Raw genomic sequence first — 16,646 nt, 5'->3', positions numbered from 1 at the left:
CCTCATGACACCCAAAGGCTGCCACAAGGCTGCAACAAAGCCATGAACGCGGGGTTACAGCAGCGTAACGGCTACTTTTTCTTGCCCCAGAACTCCATTAGATCAAACTGGAACATGATCGTCGTCGGCTTCGCCCCGCTCTGCAAAAATTGCGACTCTGCCTCTACCGTCAGCCCCGGCACCGGCAAAGGCACCGTCACCCCCGCGCCCTCATCCAGCAGCTTGATCTTGTAGCCGTCCAGCCCCGGCACCGGCAGCCATTTGTCCTTGATCAGCCCAAATGCCATCAGCCGCGTGTCGCGCACCGCCAAAATCGGCGCAATGAATGCCCCCGCCACCACGATGGAACTGCTGACCATCAGGACCTTCTCGCCCGTCGGAGCCGCCTTCCACTCGCCCTTCAGCACCCCCCATTGTCGCTTGGCTTCATCCTGCACCAGTCCGACCTGCTTTTGCACGATCGGCAGTTTATAAACCGCCTCCAATACATCTTTGGCCTCACCCGCATGGGGTGTTTCTGGCCCCGGGTTCGGCGCAGTCGGTCCCGCCCCAGCCGGAAGCGGCACAAGCCATGCCGCAGGAGCCCCCGCCACCGGACCCACCAGCACTGGACGCAACGTCGAAAGTTGCAACGTGGGAATGAGATCGGCCCATTTTGGGGCCAGCATCGCCTCTATCCAAGCCCGCGCCGCCATCTTCGCCTCAATCTCGGCAATGATCGCTTGGGTTTCGGGCGAAAGCGCCAGCTTGCCGGTCATCAAATTCATCGGTTTTGGCTGATAGCCATATCCAGACATCGGAATCACCTCGTGGAAAAATATGCGATAATCCGGTCAGCCTACGCGCTTTCTGTCGCAACGCGCGCAAAATCTGCCGCCCGCCGTTGACCTCGCTTCGGCGACAGGCTATCCAACGCTGGTGGTGCTTTATTCCGAATTGCGGGCCACGTTAAACAATCCGCTAAAGAGGGTCCGGGTCAGCAGCCCCGAAGCCCCTTGGTTTCGGGGTTTTTCTTTGGACCGGAGGGTCTTCGCCATGACCAAAGACTGGAAAACGCGCACCAAACTGGTGCATGAGGGTTCGCGCCGCAGCCAATATGGCGAGATGGCCGAGGCGATCTTTCTCACCCAAGGCTTCGTCTACCCCACCGCCGAATCCGCCGAGGAACGCTTTATCAAAGCCGGTGACGACGAATTCATCTACGCCCGCTACGGCAACCCGACCACCCGGATGTTTGAAGAACGCATCGCGGCGCTGGAAGGCACCGAAGACGCCTTCGCCACAGCGAGCGGAATGGCCGCCGTCAACGGCGCACTGGTGTCGATGCTGCGCGCGGGCGACCATGTGGTGTCGTCAAGAGCCCTGTTCGGCTCGTGCCTCTACATCCTCGAAGAAGTGTTGACCCGCTACGGCGTCAGCGTCAGCTTCGTCGATGGCACAGACCTCGATCAATGGCGCGCCGCCTGCACCCCCGCCACCAAGGCGGTGTTTTTCGAGTCAATGTCCAACCCGACGTTAGAGTTGGTCGATATCACCGAAGTCTCAAAAATCGCCCATGCCGTCGGCGCTTTGGTGATCGTCGATAACGTCTTTGCCACCCCAGTGTTCAGCCGCGCGGTCGAGCAAGGCGCCGATGTGGTGGTCTATTCCACCACCAAACACATCGACGGCCAAGGTCGGGCTTTGGGCGGGGTGATCTGCGGCACCAAAGATTTCATCCGCAAAGTGGCCGAGCCTTACCTCAAGCACACCGGTGCGGCGATGAGCCCGTTCACCGCATGGATCATGCTGAACGGTATGGCCACTTTGGACCTGCGCTGTCGTGCAATGGCGGACTCTGCGCTAAAAATCGCCGAAGTGCTGTCAACCGACGACCGCATCTCCAAGGTGATCTTCCCGGCGCTGGCGTCGCATCCGCAACATCAGCTTGCGATGGCGCAGATGGGTTCGGGCGGCACTTTGGTGACGTTTGACATCAAAGGCGGCAAAGAAGCCGCGTTCAAATTCTGCAACGCTTTAGAAATCATCAAGATTTCCAATAACCTCGGCGATGCCAAATCCATCGCCACCCATCCCGCCACCACCACCCACCAGCGCCTGCCACAGCCGCAAAAAGACGCTTTGGGCATCACCCCCGGCCTGATCCGGCTGTCGGTTGGGCTAGAGGACGTGGATGATCTGATCAGCGATCTGCAAAACGCGCTGAGCGCGATCTGACCGAAGGGCGGGGTTGCAAGCCCCGCCAGGCGACAAAAATCTGCTGTTTGTCAATCCAATGTCGCCTTTCACGCGTATTTCTTCGGTCAGGGTTGGATAATGGGGCAACCCCTCTATATGCTATTTTCTGCGACCAACGAGGGGAGCGCTGCTATGAACATCCACATGATCGGTCTTGAGGAAAAATCGGGCCTTGATATCAAACCCGGTCGCGCCGAGGCCGAAGCCGCTTTGGCGACCCTGCGCGCATGGGCGCAGCGGGCAACCGAAGCCGAGATCGCAACCTTGGCTCCCGGCGCAGGTGCGCTGGTTGGCGAAACCTATCCTGTTCTGTCGCGCGAATATCCTGCCGATTTCGTGGTGTCCGACGCCTATAAAGACTCGATGCCTGATCTGCAAAATGGTCCCGCCAGCCTGATCATCGGCGCGAAACAGGTGATCCAGCATGTCGGGATTTCCAACTTCCGCCTGCCGATCCGCTACCGGACCCGCGACAATGGACCGGTGACGCTGGAAACTTCCGTGACAGGCACCGTCAGTCTTGAGGCCGAAAAAAAAGGCATCAACATGAGCCGGATTATACGGTCTTTCTACGGCCATGCCGAGCGTGAGTTTTCCTACCAAGTGATCGAACACGCGCTGGAAGATTACCTGAAAGACCTCGGTAGCTTTGATGCCCGCATCCAAATGCGGTTTTCTTTCCCGATGAAGGTGGAAAGCTTGCGCTCGGGTCTGTCTGGCTGGCAATATTATGATATCGCTTTGGAGCTTGTGGACAAAGCCGGGGTGCGCAAACGCCTGATGCACCTCGATTTCGTTTATTCCAGCACCTGCCCGTGTAGTTTGGAACTGTCGGAGCACGCCCGCCAAACTCGGGGACAGATGGCGACACCGCATTCGCAACGCTCTGTCGCGCGCATCTCGGTGGAACTGACCGGCGACAAATGCGTCTGGTTTGAAGACCTAATTGATATCGCCCGCAAAGCCGTGCCGACAGAGACGCAAGTGATGGTCAAACGCGAAGATGAACAGGCTTTCGCCGAGTTGAACGCCGCCAACCCGATCTTCGTCGAGGACGCCGCGCGCACCTTCTGCCAAGCATTGCAACAAGACGACCGCATCGGCGATTTCCGCATTGTGGCGAGCCATCAGGAAAGTCTGCACAGCCATGATGCGGTGTCCGTGCTGACCGAAGGAGCCACGTTTGCCGCCGACAGTCTGGATCCGAAGCTGTTCGCCAGCCTGTATCACGTCGGCTAGCAGGGGCGGGGTAAACCTATCTTGTCATGGCAAAGACCAATGCCGCAAACTGGAAACTCCGGTTTGCGGCATCGGTGTTTTCAAAGATGAGTATTTCCGAAAGAGCAAATCCTAAACCGCAGTTCTTGGTCCTCCTCTCTGCTCAAAAATCGCAGCCGGAGGCTTCAACACCTCTACAGGCGCAGGGATGCAAAAGTTAAGACTTCCCTAACGACTACCCCGTAACCCATTGAAACTCCATGTGCGCAGCCTTGTGGCCGCGCGTGGGCAGGGTTAGTCATTCCCAGCAAGATACCAGAACCGTCATCCCCAGCCCCGCCGCATTCAAAGCATCCGGTGTCGCCAACGTGGTCGAGGTGGCCGGGCTCACAGCCATCCCCGCCAACGTCAAAGCCTGCCCGATCACCCCAGCTTGCGCGGCAAAAGCCACCCCATCGGGCAGCAGTTTCGCCCCCTTCACCGCTGGTGGCAGCAGCATCCCCAGCACCGCCCCAGTGCCGTCCAGAACGGGCCCGCCCGCATCGCCGGGCATCACCGGAGCCGCCAGCCGAGACAACCCCGCCTCGCCGTTCAATCCCTTTTCGTCCTCCAGCGTGCCGAAAGTCAGCACAGGGGCAGGCAACTTATCCTCGTAAGAATATCCCGCCACGGCGATCTCCGATCCCAACCGCACGACACCGCTGGAAAACCGCGCAAAAGCTTGCGGTGCCAATGGTGTGACCGGCTGCAAAATCGCAATCCCAGTTGCGGCGTCCTGCGCCACCACCCGCGCCTCGGTCGCGTGATCAATCGTCACCCGGCCACATTGCGCCACCGCTTCAACCGTGGTCACCACCGTCCCCGCCGCATCGACAAAAAACCCCGAGCGCGACAGTTTCGGCAGCTTCACTTCCATCCCCGCCAGCAACCCCGACCGTGTCGCTGCATCCATCGGCACCAAGCCGGGGTCCAAAGCCTTTTCGCCCACGCCCCGGAAGCTGGCTTTCAGCGCGGGCAAAATCCGGCTCATCCGCTCTGCATCGATTGGGTTCCACACCACCAGATAGCCCTTCACCATGCCATCTTTCACTTCCGCATACGCATAGCTTTGCACAGTGCTGGACGCCGCATGGATGGTGAAGCTTTTTTCCAACTTGCTGCGTTCCCCTTCGGCTGGCACCACCTCCAAGGTTTGCAGAACATCATATAGTCCTGACAGGCTGTCCTGATTGCCCGGTTCGGAAATCAGGATCACCTTCAGCCCAGAGCCCGACTTTTCAGTGTAATGTACGAACGGCGGCTCGTAATGGTCGAACCGCACCAAGGCCATCGGCAGCGTAATCTCGATCCCCGCCTCCGGTTCCGACACCAAAACAAAGCCAAACTCCGCCTGATCCGCCTGATAATTTGCCACCAAAGCCGTGCGCTGCTTGGTGGACAGCACCCCGGTCGCTTCAAACCCATTCGCCTCTTGCCAAGCCGCCATCGAGTTGCGGGTGCCGGGGCCAAACGCGCCGTCAATGCCGCCGTCGTAAAAGCCATACCATGCCATCGCGGTTTGCAGCGCCATTCGGCCCTCGGCATCCAATTCCGCCTCCGAAGCTTTTGACTCACGCACGGTTTCCTCGGCGGGCATCACCTCGATCACCGGAGCCACCGTCTGAATATCCGGATCAACCAGTACCGGGTCGACCTGCGGCTGGCCAGCAATCGCCCCCACTGGCCAGAATTGTTGGCGATGCGCTTCGCCATCCGTCACAAAGCTGTCGCGCGGAATCGCGCCGGCGCTGCGCAAATCAGCCAGCGCGCCTGCGGCGGCTTCTGCCAAATATGGCCCCAGCACAATCGCATACCAACCTGACGAAAGCTGGTAGCCAGCCACATTCGGAAACGCGGCGGCATAGTCACGGGCGCGGCCCTCGGCCTCAGCCAAACTGGGCTGGGCTTCAACTTGCACCCAAGCTTGCTGTTGCGCCATCACCATTGGGCTAAACCCAAGCACCACCAGCAGCGCCAGCACAACCATCCGAAGTCTCATAGATCCGTCCATTCTCATTTTTCGCAAAGCGCGGCATTTTGGCGAACCTAGCAGAGCACCCCGCAGATGCACGCGGTTTCCGCCCCAAACATAAGCGCCGCATTGACCCTTGGCTGCCTCTTGCCTATGCAGTGGCAACATTTCAAGAGGTTCGTCATGGCTGATGCCCCCAAAGCCCCCCGCAGCTTTCAGGAGATCATCCTGCGTTTGCAGAATTACTGGGCAGCGCAGGGCTGCGCCGTGTTGCAGCCCTATGATATGGAGGTTGGCGCAGGCACCTTCCACCCTGCCACGACCCTGCGTTCATTGGGGTCAAAACCTTGGGCTGCGGCCTATGTGCAGCCCTCGCGCCGCCCAACCGATGGCCGCTATGGCGAAAACCCCAACCGCCTGCAGCATTATTATCAATATCAGGTGATCATCAAACCCTCGCCGCCCGATCTGCAAGACCTCTACCTTGGCTCGCTGAAAGCCATCGGCATCGACGCCTCTCTGCATGACATCCGCTTTGTCGAGGACGACTGGGAATCCCCGACCCTCGGCGCTTGGGGGCTGGGCTGGGAGATTTGGTGTGACGGCATGGAAGTGTCGCAGTTCACCTATTTCCAGCAGGTCGGCGGCCATGATTGCCGCCCGGTTTCTGGCGAGCTCACTTACGGCCTTGAGCGTCTGGCAATGTATGTCTTGGGCGTCGATCACGTCATGGACATGCCGTTCAACGACCCTGCCGCACCCATCCCGCTGACCTATGGCGATATCTTCATGCAGACCGAGGAAGAATACTCGCGACACAACTTCGACGGCGCCGATACCGCTCAATTGTTGCGGCATTTCGAGGATGCCGAGGCCGAATGCCAGCGCCTGCTGGATTTTCCGCCACTCGATCCGAAATCCGGCAAGACCATCATCATGGCCCACCCGGCCTATGACCAGACCATCAAGGCAAGCCACCTGTTCAACCTGCTCGACGCGCGCGGGGTGATTTCCGTCACCGAACGCCAAGCCTATATCGGCCGAGTCCGCGCGCTGGCGAAGAAATGCGCCGACGCCTTCCGGCTGACTCCGGCAGGCCAAGATGCAGAGGTTGCACAGTGAATGGCAAATACGTCGCAGGTTTCATCGTGATCACCGCCGCCCTCGCAGGCATCGCCATGTATTGGCTGCAAGAATACGCCTATTACACTCCGGCCAGCTTCCAGAAGGGGGCGGAAATCGAACTCACCCTGATCGAATCCGGCCAGCCTGAACCGATCTTGGTGGACGGCATCGAAGGCATCACCGCAGACAGCTCGCCCCTGAGGTTCCGTGCCTGCTTCCACACGCCGCTGTCGCAAGCCATGCTGACCGAAACCTACAAACTCTACGAAAAGCCCGTGCCGCTGATCGCCCCCACATGGTTCGGCTGCTTTGATGCCAATAAAATCGGCGCAGCCTTGGAGAAGGGGGAGGCCATCGCCTTCCTGTCCCAAGCCAATATCGCCCCCGAAATCGACCGCGTTGTTGCGGTGTTCCCCGATGGCCGCGCCTATGCGTGGCACCAGCTTTCTCCTGAAGCGGAGCAATAAATGTCCGACCTGCTGATCGAACTGTTTTCCGAGGAAATCCCCGCCCGGATGCAAGCCCGCGCCCGTGATGATCTGAAATCTATGATCACCCATGGCTTGGTGGATGCCGGCCTAACCTATTCTTCGGCTGGTGCGTTCTCGACGCCGCGCCGCTTGGTGCTTTCCATCGAAGGGCTTTCCACCGAAAGCAAACCCGTCCGCGAAGAACGCAAAGGGCCAAGCGCCTCTGCGCCGCCTGCCGCCATCGAAGGTTTCCTGCGCTCCACTGGCCTGACGCCGGATCAGTTGGAACGCCGCGCCGATAAAAAGGGCGAAACCCTTTACGCCGTGGTCGAAAAACCCGGCCGCGCCGCGAGCGTGATCATCGCCGAGGTGCTGGAATCCACCATCCGCACGTTCCCATGGCCGAAATCCATGCGCTGGGGGACGGGCACCCTGCGCTGGGTCCGCCCGCTGCATTCGATCCTCTGCCTGCTGTCCGACGAAGGCGGGGCCGAAGTCGTGTCCCTGAACATCGACGGCATCCAATCCAGCAACACCACCGCAGGCCACCGCTTCCTGTCCCCCGCCCGCTTCCCCGTCACCAGCTTTGACGACTACGCAGTGAAACTGAAACGCGCCCATGTCGTGCTGGACTCTGCCGAGCGGGAAGCCGCAATCTGGCAAGGCGCGCAAAACCTCGCCTTCGCGGCGGGCATGGAAGTGGTTGAGGACAAAGGTCTTCTCACCGAAGTCGCTGGCCTTGTCGAATGGCCCGTCCCCCTGATGGGCCGGATTGCCGAGACGTTCCTTGGCCTGCCGCCCGAGGTTTTGCAGACCAGCATGAAGGAACACCAGAAGTTCTTCTCGGTAAAAAACCCCAAGACGGGCCGCATTGAAGGCTTCATCACCGTCGCCAATACTGAAACCGCCGACCACGGCGAGACCATCCTGAAGGGCAACCAGAAGGTGCTGTCAGCCCGCCTGTCGGATGCGAAATTCTTCTGGGAAAACGATCTGCGCGTGGCGAAAGCGGGCATGACCGAATGGCTGGATGGTCTGAACTCCGTCACCTTCCACAACAAACTCGGCAGCCAAGCCGACCGCATCGCCCGCATTGCCGCATTGGCGCGTGAAATCGCCCCCTTGGTCGGGGCCGATCCCGACACAGCCGAGCAAGCCGCCAAACTCGCCAAAGCCGACCTCCGCTCCGCCATGGTCGGTGAATTCCCCGAACTGCAAGGCCGGATGGGCATGTACTACGCCCGCGAAGCTGGTCTGCCCGAAGCGGTGGCTCTTGCCGCCCGCGACCACTACTCCCCCCTCGGCCCCACCGACACAGTGCCCAGCGACCCAGTTTCCGTCGCCGTGGCGCTGGCCGACAAGATCGACACCCTGACGGGCTTCTGGGCGATTGACGAGAAGCCCACAGGGAGCAAAGACCCGTTTGCGCTGCGCAGGGCCGCTCTGGGGGTTATTCGGTTGGTTTTGGGGAATGGGGTGAAAGTTTGCCTCGTCGATCTTCTGTCGAAAGCCTATGACGAGATAGTCAATGTCAGCGCAAAAACTCGCCAGTTGTACATCGATGGGCATCCCAACTATGGGATTGCTTATCAAATCAATAAAGTCCCATTTGATGAAGACGGTGATGAACCGCGCTATTCGGGCCAACCACTTCTAATAGGCGAATACCTTGGTCGCCCTGCTGGAAAGTCCGTTTCATTTCCCGCAGAAACTACCTATGGGCGATTGGCAGGTCGTGGTGGTGAAGCCGATCTCCTCGCCTTCTTCCACGACCGCCTGAAAGTCTTCCTGAAAGACCAAGGCATCCGCCACGATGTGATCGACGCCTGCCTTGCCATGCCGGGCAACGACGATCTCACCCTGCTGGTCAAACGCGCCGAGGCGCTCGCCGCCTTCCTGAAAACCGAAGACGGCCCCAACATGTTGGCCGGCTTCAAACGCGCCAACACCATCCTGAGCCAAGCGGAAGCCAAAGACGGCGTCGAATACTCCTACGGCGCCGATGCGAAATTCGCCGAAACTGACGAAGAACGCGCCCTGTTCGCAGCCCTCGACACCGCAGAAGCCCAGATCACCCCCGCCATGCGCAGCGAAGATTTCGCCGCCGCGATGGCCGCGATGGCACAACTACGCGCGCCCATCGACGCCTTCTTCACCGCCGTTCAGGTCAACTCGGACAATCCGATCATCCGGCGCAACCGCCTGAACCTGCTGCACCGCATCCGCGCCATCTGCTCGGGCGTGGCTGACCTGACGAAAATTGACGGCTAGCCCATCCTCTGTGCTCAAATATCCTGGGGGTGTGGGGGCGAGCCCCCACCCTTCGCAGACCGCCCATTAAGCTTGCGCCACGCCGCACCAAGTGTATCCTGCGCCCGCAAAGTAAAGGTGCCGCAGTGCAGAAAATCGCCGAGTTCGCCGAGATCACCCCAAGTGCCGACATCCGCACCCAAGCCCATGGTTGGCGTGCAAAATGCCTGCAACGGCTGGTGCGGCTTGACCTGCCGGTGCCCGAAACCGTGGCGCTTCCGGCGCAAACTGTGCGGGCGATTGCGGCGGGCCATCCTGTGGATGTCAGAGCCATTCTGACGCATTTCGGCGCGATGCCGTTGATTTCCGTGCGGCCTTCGCCCGAGAACCCAGATTGGGGCGGCCCCGGCACCGTGCTGAACATCGGCATGAACGCCGCCCAGCATGATCGCCTTGTGGAAACCAATGGCCGCGAAGCCGCCGATGCGCTCTATCTGCGGTTTGTGCAAGCCTACGCCACACATGTTGCTCGCCTCGACCCAGATATGTTCGATTCCGGCAAACCTAACGCCGATAGCCTGCGTGATGCGCTCCGCCATTATGAGCGGGAAATGGAAGAACCCTTCCCCGAAGACCCCGCCCAGCAACTGTCGGAAGTGCTGCGCTCGATGGCCCGCGCATGGGAGGGCACCTCGGCCCGCCTTTTACGTCAAGCCAAGGGTGCGCCCGTCGAGGCCGCTTTGGGTCTTGTGGTGCAGGAAATGGCGCAAGGCATTGGGCAGGGGATTTCCGGCTCGGGTGTGATGCAATTCATTGATCCGGTCACAGGATTGGCTTTGGTGAAGGGGCGTTACTTGGGGCAATCCCAAGGCCGAGATGCGCTGAAAAAGACCGAAGCGATCTACCTGACCCGCGACAAGCGCGGCCCCTCGTTGGAAGACATCGCGCCCGAAATCTTCGCCGATCTGATCCGCCACGGGGCGGTGTGTCGGCAAAAACTGCGCGAAGAAATGCAGATCGAATTCACCATCGAGGATGGCAAACTCTCGGTTCTTGACGCGATTAAAGTGCAACGCTCGGCCCGCGCGGGCCTGAAGATCGCGGTGGCTTTGGCCGATGACGGTGTGATCAGCCGCGAGGAAGCGGTGCTGCGGGTGGAACCCCGGGCGCTTTCGGAACTGTTGCACCCGCAGGTCGATATGCGCTCGGCGCGTGACGTGTTCGCCAAGGGTATCGCCGCTTCTCCCGGTGCTGCGGTGGGCCGCATCGTGTTCTCATCGCAAGCCGCGCAAGCAAGCGCGGCGCGGGGTGAGCCCTGCATCATGGTGCGCCGCGAAACCGCGCCCGAGGATATTCGCGGCATGCACGCGGCGGTGGGGGTTGTCACCGAACGCGGCGGCGTCACCTCGCATGCCGCCGTGATCGCGCGGGGGCTTGGTGTGCCCTGCGTAGTGGGCGCGTCGGGGATGCGCTTGGACACAAAAGAAAAACGCCTTGTCGCCGCCGATGGCCGCACCTTTAGCGAGGGCGATTTGATCACGGTTGATGGCACCACCGGCGATGTGCTGGCGGGCGCTGCGGAAATGCTCGCTCCAGCTTTGGACGATGCCTTCCGCAAGCTTCTGGGTTGGGCCGACAGCTTCCGTGACATTGGCATCCGCGCCAATGCCGATACCCCCGCCGATGCGATCACCGCGCGGCAGTTCGAGGCGCAGGGCATTGGCCTCTGCCGCACCGAGCATATGTTCTTCGAGGAAGATCGCCTTGTGGTGATGCGCGAGATGATTTTCGCCGACACCTCAAAAGACCGCGCCGCTGCCCTTGCCCGCCTGCTGCCGATGCAGCGCGCCGATTTTGTACAACTGTTCGAGATCATGGCGGGCCTGCCGGTTTGCATCCGGCTGTTCGATCCGCCCCTGCACGAATTCCTGCCGCACTCGCGGGAAGGCCTGCGCGAACTGGCCGAGGCGCTGGACAAACCACTGTCCGACGTGGTTCGTCGTGCCGAGGCTTTGGCCGAGTTCAACCCGATGTTGGGGATGCGCGGCGTCCGCTTGGGTGTGGTGTTGCCGGAAATTTACGCCATGCAGGCGCAGGCGATCTTTGAGGCCGCCGTTGTGCTTGCTCGCAAAGGCACGCCCGTGGTGCCAGAAATCATGATTCCGTTGGTTTCGGCGCGGCGCGAGGTGGAACTGGTCAAGACCCATATCGACGCCGTCGCCGCAGCCGTACGGGTGAAATCTGGCGTGGCGTTTGAGTTCAAACTGGGCGTCATGGTGGAAACCCCGCGCGCCGCTTTGCGCGCCGGAGAAATCGCGCAACACGCCGATTTCTTGTCGTTCGGCACCAACGACCTTACGCAGATGACCTATGGCCTGTCCCGCGACGATGCCGGCCGCTTCATGAACACCTATGTGCAGCAGGGGGTTTTCCCGGAAGATCCGTTCCATACTCTCGACGTCGATGGCGTTGGAGAACTGCTGTTGATCGGCAGTGAACGCGGTCGCGCAACCCGCCCTGACCTGACGGTTTCGATCTGCGGCGAGCATGGCGGCAACCCCGAATCGATTGGGTTTTGCCGCAAGGCGGGCTTCGACTATGTCTCTTGCAGCCCCTATCGAGTGCCTTTGGCGCGTCTGGCGGCGGCGCATCTGGCTTTGGCTGATCGTGTGGATATTCGGAAAAAAACCACAATATCATGAATTTGCAGGTTGAAGTGAATGTATCGCTTTAAGGTTTTGCGCGGAAATCCGCTCAAATGTACGAAAATACCGTGGTAATTTTGCCGCGCGGGTGGACCGAGGCAGATTCGTTCTCTAGGCCAATTTCTCGTCGCGTGAGGCTGCTCTCATCCGGCGTTGCTGAAACAGACCGGGATACTGATATATGCGCTTCCACCAAGCCTGGACGAGTGCCGCTGCGGCGCTTTGCGTCCTTAGCGGGGCGGCCTTTGCCGATGTGACGGTAAGCCATTCCAACGACCCCACCTTGCTGATGGGCTCGCAGATGGCGTCCTTGTTTGGGGCGGAACACAAGGCGTTCGATGCGCTGCCCGAGGGTAAACTGACGGCGATGGCGGTGGGGCCGAAAGTGGTTACCCCCGCAGCACCCAAGCCCGTAAAGACTGCGAAGGCTGACAAGAAGACCAAACTGCAAAACCCGGTTCTGGTCAGCTACACCGCCGATTGGCTGCTGGCGCAACCACAGCCTGCGGGCGATGCGCAATGGCAATGTCTGAAAACCGCGATCTACTTTGAAAGCCGGGGCGAAACCCTGCAAGGTCAGTTCGCGGTGGCCGAGGTGGTGCTGAACCGCGTCGACAGCCTGCGTTATCCCAAAACCATCTGCGGCGTCGTGCAGCAGCGTGGTAGCGGGTCTTGCGCGTTTTCTTATTCCTGCGATGGCAACAAAGATGTGATGACCGAACCCGGTCCTGCCGATGTGGCTGGCCGTATCGCCCGCGTGATGCTGGATGGCGCCCCGCGTCAGCTGACCGCTGGGGCCACCTATTTCCACACCCGCGCCGTCAGCCCATCATGGTCACGTAAGTTTGACCGCACCGCAGCTATTGGCTCGCATCTGTTTTACCGTCAGCCGTAAGAGCAAATCACCGACGCTTTGGTCGCGCCCCTTGCGCTTCGTGTCGGGTTCGGACTAGGCGCTGTGCAGGGCGCACGATAGCTTGCCCTGAATGCGTTTTGCCTTTCGGGGGCCCCATGACCAGCGACATCGCCCAAGCCTTCGCCCACCCGGAAGAGCGTTCCATCGCCTCGGCCACCGCCGATCCGCGTGACCGTATCAGTCTGCGCGATCACATCGTCGCGGTGGATATTGGCGCATTCCAGAAAGAACGTGGCCACACCCAGCGCGTGCTGTTCAACATTGTGGTCGAGGTCCGCCCGGCGGTAGAGCCGCTGAACGACGATGTTGATCTGATCCTGTCCTACGACACGCTGACCGAGGCGATTGCCACCGAACTCGCCGCCGAACGGCTGAACCTGCTGGAAACCCTCGCCGAGCGTCTGGCCGAGCGCATCTTGGCCGAGCCGCAGGCGATGCGGGTGTTCGTTCGGATCGAAAAGCTGGATGTTGGCCCTTACAAGTTGGGCGTGGAAATCGTGCGCAGCCGGGCCGAGACCGCCGTCAAGGTGATGGGGCAGGACGGCGAAGAAGCTGCCGTGCATCCGTTGGTGGTCTTCCTCGACAATGCGGCGATCATGGCGGCTGATCTTGAAACCCGGTTGGATCATTGGCAAGCCCAAGGCCGCCCGGTGATCCTGACGGTTGGTCTGCCCGATATGGCCCGCCCGCAGACCGGGCATAAACCGACCCAGCGCCGCGTTGACATGCTGGCCATTGAGCAAAATGCTTGGGTTTTGGCCGCTCGCGATCCGCGCTGCGTGGTGATGGCGACGCGGACAGAGATTGATTGGGCGATCAAGCGCGGTCAGATGGTGGTCTGGGCACCGTCGAAACTGGTGCTGGATGCCGTCGATGGCCCGCACAGCCGCGAGCCGGTGGCGCTGGCTTTGTGGCTGGCCGAACTGATGGCGGCGGATCGCTTGGTGGTTCACGGTGATGTTGCACTTCCGGCGGGAAGCCGCGTGCAGGTCGAACTGGCCTGAAGCTTCCCCCTTGCGACACAAGGGTTAGAGTTTTACCACAGGATCATGACCTATATCCGCCCTATCCCGATGACCGACCCCGCCCGTCCCGCTGGCGCTTTGACGATTGCAGGCGGCTGGTGCTGGTTCTCCCACGTTGAAGTGATCCACCGGGACGCGCCGCCAATGCTGGTGCCCGTGTCGGATCTGGATGATGCAACCCGGCACCGCCTGTCCGCCAAGCGCCCCGATTTCGGCGGCTTGGCGATGGACCGCCCGCGCCTCATGGGTATCCTGAACGTGACACCCGACAGTTTTTCCGATGGCGGACTGTTCCTGCGCCCCGAAGCGGCGTTGATGCAGGCGCGTAAGATGGCTGCGGGGGCGGATATTCTCGACATTGGCGGTGAAAGCACGCGGCCCGGCGCGGTTGAAGTTTTGCCGGATGAAGAAACTGCCCGAACCGCCCCCCTGATTGCGGCGCTGCGCGAGGGTGGCCTTGATGTGCCGATCTCTATCGACACCCGCAAGGCTGCGGTCGCGGGTGCCGCCTTTGTTGCGGGTGCGACGATCCTGAACGATGTGACGGCGCTGCAATTTGATCCGGCGATGGCGGGGGTGGTGGCAGCTTCGGGCCGTCCGGTGATCCTGATGCACTCCATCGCCACACCCGAGACTATGCAGGTGGACCCGCATTATGATGATGTGCTGTTGGATGTGTATGATGCCCTCGCCGCCCGTCTGGTAGAGGCCGAGGCGGCAGGCATCCCGCGCGATAAGCTGGCGATTGACCCCGGCATCGGCTTTGGCAAAACCCTGCAGCACAACCTGACCCTGCTGTCGCGGCTGTCGCTGTTCCATAATCTTGGCGTCCCGGTGCTGCTGGGGGCCTCGCGCAAGCGCTTCATCGGCACGATCAGCGCCGAGGCGGATGCGCAAAAGCGGCTGCCAGGCAGTCTCGCGGTCGCTTTGGCGGGCGTGGCGCAGGGCATGCAGATGATCCGCGTGCATGATGTGGCCGAGACCCGGCAGGCGCTATCCCTATGGCAAGCCGCAACAACAGGAGGGACGCAATGACCCGCAAACTTTTTGGCACCGATGGCGTGCGTGGCACTGCCAACAGCTATCCGATGACTGCCGAGATGGCGTTGAAACTGGGGGCCGCAGCGGGCCAGTTTTTCCGCCGCGATGGTGCCACCGCGCACCGGGTGGTGATCGGCAAGGACACGCGGCTTTCGGGTTATATGCTGGAGAATGCTTTGACGGCGGGGCTGACCTCCACCGGCATGAACGTGCTGCTGCTCGGCCCGGTGCCGACACCTGCAGTGGGGTTCCTGACCCGTTCGATGCGCGCCGATCTGGGCGTGATGATCAGCGCCAGCCACAACCCGCACCACGACAACGGCATCAAGTTCTTCGGCCCGGATGGGTTTAAGCTGTCTGACGCCGCCGAAATCGAGATTGAGGCAATGGTCGAGGCTGATCCCAACCTCGCCCCGCCGGAAAGCATCGGGCGCGCCAAACGGATTGACGATGCGGTGGGGCGCTATCAGGAGTTCGTCAAGACCACCTTCCCGGGTGGGCTGCGGCTGGACGGTCTGAAAGTGGTGATCGACTGCGCCAACGGCGCCGCCTACAAAGCCGCCCCCGAGGTTTTGTGGGAACTGGGGGCCGAGGTGATCCCGGTTGGGGTCAGCCCGAACGGCAAGAACATCAACCAGCGTTGTGGCTCGACCTATACCCAAACGGCGGCAGAGGCTGTGGTGGCGCATGGCGCGCATGTGGGCATCAGTCTGGACGGCGATGCTGACCGGGTGATGATCTTGGATGAAACTGGCCGGGTCGCCGACGGCGATCAGATCATGGCGCTGCTGGCAGGCCGCTGGGCGGATGAGGGGCGGTTGCAGGGCGGCACTCTGGTCGCCACCGTGATGTCCAATCTGGGGCTGGAGCGGTTCATGACGGGGCGCGGTTTGCGGCTGGAGAGGACCTCGGTCGGCGACCGCTATGTCGTCGAGGCGATGCGGCGCGGCGGGTACAATCTGGGTGGCGAGCAGTCGGGGCATATTGTGATGACCGATTATGCCACCACTGGCGATGGGCTGATTGCGGGCTTGCAGTTTCTGGCTGAGATGGCGCGGTCTGGGATGGCCGCAAGCGCGCTGGTGCGGCAGTTTGAAACCGTGCCGCAGATGCTGAAAAATGTGCGCTACGCGCCGGGGTTGGAGCCTTTGAAGGCCGAGGCTGTGAAGGCGGTGATTGCGGCCAAGGAAGCCGAGATCAAGGGCAAGGGGCGGATTTTGATCCGCAAATCCGGCACCGAGCCGTTGATCCGGGTGATGGCGGAATGTGAGGATGAGGCGATGCTGCGCTGCGTGGTGGATGAGATTGTGGGGGCGGTGCAAGCTGCGGTCTGAACATGGTCCCGAGTTGGGACCGTTTTCCGATGTAATGAAATCAATGGTTTATGATTGGATTTTCATAAGGCCTTAATCTTTTTAGCCTTTGCCCAGCCTGTGCCATCCTCGTGTTCCACGCCGCCCCAGACTTGATCCTGGGCCTCACTTCAAGCAGCCATGAGGCCCGGGATCAAGTCCGGGGCGGCGTGGCTCTGGCACTAAGGCGGCACGGTTCGCAAGCAAAAGGCCGGAGGTTTTTCCCCGGTCTTCTTTATTATCATATGGGTGTGATTAGGGGGTTGGCAACGGTATTTGGATTGCCTCCGGTGCA

General features: G+C 60.9%; 12 protein-coding genes and 1 riboswitch. Of the genes, 10 read left to right on the top strand and 2 right to left on the bottom strand.

The features are described 5' to 3' along the window. Positions 1-71: 71 nt before the first annotated feature. Positions 72-797, bottom strand: a complete 726-nt coding sequence (locus Q7V03_RS05030) for a hypothetical protein (protein ID WP_304924510.1) — start codon at positions 795-797, stop codon at positions 72-74. 111 nt (positions 798-908) lie between these two features. Beyond that, positions 909-985: riboswitch (SAM riboswitch) on the top strand. Between the two features lie 50 nt (positions 986-1,035). Here Q7V03_RS05030 and metZ point away from each other — a divergent pair. Beyond that, positions 1,036-2,217, top strand: coding sequence for an O-succinylhomoserine sulfhydrylase (metZ, locus tag Q7V03_RS05025; protein ID WP_304924509.1), 1,182 nt, complete (start codon positions 1,036-1,038; stop codon positions 2,215-2,217). Positions 2,218-2,370: 153 nt separating this feature from the next. After that, the gene (gene folE2 / locus Q7V03_RS05020; protein WP_304924508.1) at positions 2,371-3,477 is read left to right on the top strand and encodes a GTP cyclohydrolase FolE2; all 1,107 of its coding nucleotides are present in this window, start codon (positions 2,371-2,373) and stop codon (positions 3,475-3,477) included. Positions 3,478-3,754: 277 nt separating this feature from the next. Here folE2 and Q7V03_RS05015 read toward each other — a convergent pair whose 3' ends face one another. Then, positions 3,755-5,494, bottom strand: coding sequence for a serine protease (locus Q7V03_RS05015; RefSeq protein ID WP_304924507.1), 1,740 nt, complete (start codon positions 5,492-5,494; stop codon positions 3,755-3,757). 156 nt (positions 5,495-5,650) lie between these two features. Here Q7V03_RS05015 and Q7V03_RS05010 point away from each other — a divergent pair, with 156 nt between their 5' ends. The 8 genes from Q7V03_RS05010 (at position 5,651) to glmM (ending at position 16,333) form a co-directional block, all read left to right on the top strand. Then, positions 5,651-6,589 carry a glycine--tRNA ligase subunit alpha gene (locus Q7V03_RS05010; RefSeq protein ID WP_304924506.1) on the top strand — a complete coding sequence of 313 codons (939 nt, stop codon included), beginning with the start codon at positions 5,651-5,653 and terminating at the stop codon, positions 6,587-6,589. Next, positions 6,586-7,059, top strand: coding sequence for a DUF6446 family protein (locus tag Q7V03_RS05005; protein ID WP_304924505.1), 474 nt, complete (start codon positions 6,586-6,588; stop codon positions 7,057-7,059). The genes Q7V03_RS05010 and Q7V03_RS05005 overlap by 4 nt, the downstream gene beginning before the upstream one ends. Beyond that, a complete protein-coding gene (gene glyS, locus Q7V03_RS05000) occupies positions 7,060-9,333 on the top strand; it encodes a glycine--tRNA ligase subunit beta (protein ID WP_304924504.1) in 2,274 nt (757 codons plus the stop codon). Positions 9,334-9,458: 125 nt separating this feature from the next. Further along, positions 9,459-12,014, top strand: coding sequence for a putative PEP-binding protein (locus Q7V03_RS04995; protein ID WP_304924503.1), 2,556 nt, complete (start codon positions 9,459-9,461; stop codon positions 12,012-12,014). 184 nt (positions 12,015-12,198) lie between these two features. Beyond that, on the top strand, positions 12,199-12,912 hold the full coding sequence (locus Q7V03_RS04990; RefSeq protein WP_304924502.1) for a cell wall hydrolase: 714 nt from the start codon (positions 12,199-12,201) through the stop codon (positions 12,910-12,912). Positions 12,913-13,028: 116 nt separating this feature from the next. Continuing rightward, the gene (locus Q7V03_RS04985) at positions 13,029-13,937 is read left to right on the top strand and encodes a dihydroneopterin aldolase (RefSeq protein WP_304924501.1); all 909 of its coding nucleotides are present in this window, start codon (positions 13,029-13,031) and stop codon (positions 13,935-13,937) included. A 45-nt stretch (positions 13,938-13,982) separates the two neighbouring features. Next, on the top strand, positions 13,983-14,993 hold the full coding sequence (gene folP / locus Q7V03_RS04980; protein ID WP_304924500.1) for a dihydropteroate synthase: 1,011 nt from the start codon (positions 13,983-13,985) through the stop codon (positions 14,991-14,993). After that, a complete protein-coding gene (gene glmM, locus Q7V03_RS04975; RefSeq protein WP_304924499.1) occupies positions 14,990-16,333 on the top strand; it encodes a phosphoglucosamine mutase in 1,344 nt (447 codons plus the stop codon). The genes folP and glmM overlap by 4 nt, the downstream gene beginning before the upstream one ends. Positions 16,334-16,646 lie beyond the last annotated feature (313 nt).

Source organism: Cypionkella sp. (assembly GCF_030652235.1).
Taxonomy (GTDB): domain Bacteria; phylum Pseudomonadota; class Alphaproteobacteria; order Rhodobacterales; family Rhodobacteraceae; genus Cypionkella.
The sequence above is the reverse complement of the archived record's forward strand: the minus strand, read 5'-3'. Positions and strand labels throughout refer to the sequence as shown.

Bases quoted from the DNA above. Each gene is read 5' to 3' on its own strand.
- glmM (WP_304924499.1), top strand. From the start codon at position 14,990: ATGACCCGCAAACTTTTTGGCACCGATGGCGTGCGTGGCACTGCCAAC.
- Q7V03_RS04990 (WP_304924502.1), top strand. From the start codon at position 12,199: ATGCGCTTCCACCAAGCCTGGACGAGTGCCGCTGCGGCGCTTTGCGTC.
- folP (WP_304924500.1), top strand. From the start codon at position 13,983: ATGACCTATATCCGCCCTATCCCGATGACCGACCCCGCCCGTCCCGCT.
- Q7V03_RS04985 (WP_304924501.1), top strand. From the start codon at position 13,029: ATGACCAGCGACATCGCCCAAGCCTTCGCCCACCCGGAAGAGCGTTCC.
- folE2 (WP_304924508.1), top strand. From the start codon at position 2,371: ATGAACATCCACATGATCGGTCTTGAGGAAAAATCGGGCCTTGATATC.
- metZ (WP_304924509.1), top strand. From the start codon at position 1,036: ATGACCAAAGACTGGAAAACGCGCACCAAACTGGTGCATGAGGGTTCG.
- Q7V03_RS05010 (WP_304924506.1), top strand. From the start codon at position 5,651: ATGGCTGATGCCCCCAAAGCCCCCCGCAGCTTTCAGGAGATCATCCTG.
- Q7V03_RS05015 (WP_304924507.1), bottom strand. From the start codon at position 5,494: ATGAGACTTCGGATGGTTGTGCTGGCGCTGCTGGTGGTGCTTGGGTTT.
- glyS (WP_304924504.1), top strand. From the start codon at position 7,060: ATGTCCGACCTGCTGATCGAACTGTTTTCCGAGGAAATCCCCGCCCGG.
- Q7V03_RS05030 (WP_304924510.1), bottom strand. From the start codon at position 797: ATGTCTGGATATGGCTATCAGCCAAAACCGATGAATTTGATGACCGGC.